Genomic DNA, 909 nt, shown 5'->3' with positions numbered 1-909 from the left:
ATGGGGCGCTCCTCTCCAAAAACCGGCAGCATGAGCGCCAACCCTGGCCGAGCCCAGGCCCCGATTACCCCATCTCAACGACACGCTGTTCTCGACGCTCACTGAAGCCCGCAACGCCATCAGCTCATGGAAGGACGACTACAACCGGAACCGACCCCACTCGGCCCTCGGCAACATCACGCCCGCCGAGTTCGCACTCAAATCCACGCTGGAAAAACAGGCCGCTTAGGGCCAGAAATCAAACTCAGGACTCTCCCTCAGGTCGGAGGAGAAATGGGTCTCAGGTCACGACTTACACCTTGGGCGGGAGCTTCGCTCCGCTTTTCAGAGTGTTCGTGGCAAGCGGTTCGGGTGCCTGAGAGTTTCCGGGGCGGTTGCTCCTTCGGCGGTCTTGCGACTCTCTCCCGCTTTGCTGCCTGGCGGTATCGCGATGCTATGAGGCGGATGTATGGAAAAATGAGCCGAAATCATGGCTGGGCACCGTGTTGTATTAATCTTACAACACCCGCAAAAAGGGGCGTCGCAGCCCGCGGTTACTGATGGTCCGGCGCACGGACCTGCCTGATCTGGTGACGAAAACCTCGCTAATATCTCCGATCAATTTCGATAAGCGTTACAATTCGCTCAAGCACGTGCTCAATCGCGACTACGAACAAATATGGGTAGAGCGATCCAGGGGTATCTCGGCACACCCGCTGGACTACTGGCTATGCGGCGCCGCTCGACGAGTAGAGCAAGCTTTAGACCTACTAAATTAAGCGCTTCGTCCATCGTACCGCTGCGCCCGCTCCTCGGCAGCCTCGATCACCGGTCGTGTCCCATGGCGTGGTGTAGCTGAGGGTGGTCATCGGCGATTGCCGGTTAGGTTTGGGTTGGGAACGCAAACCCTGAACCGAGAGATCCCCGATG

At 58.3% G+C, this 909-nt stretch carries 1 protein-coding gene and 1 riboswitch; the gene reads left to right on the top strand.

All coding sequences use genetic code 11. The features are described 5' to 3' along the window. Positions 1-43 precede the first annotated feature (43 nt). Positions 44-229: an integrase core domain-containing protein gene (locus ACFPOB_RS29510; RefSeq protein WP_377801746.1), complete on the top strand. Its 186-nt coding sequence runs from the start codon at positions 44-46 to the stop codon at positions 227-229. Positions 230-333: 104 nt separating this feature from the next. After that, a riboswitch (glycine riboswitch) is annotated at positions 334-417 on the bottom strand. Positions 418-909 lie beyond the last annotated feature (492 nt).

Source organism: Allobosea eneae, from assembly GCF_042657265.1.
GTDB classification, from domain to species: Bacteria; Pseudomonadota; Alphaproteobacteria; order Rhizobiales; family Beijerinckiaceae; genus Allobosea; species Allobosea eneae.
Note: the sequence above shows the minus strand (reverse complement) of the source record. Positions and strands in the feature narration are given on the sequence as shown.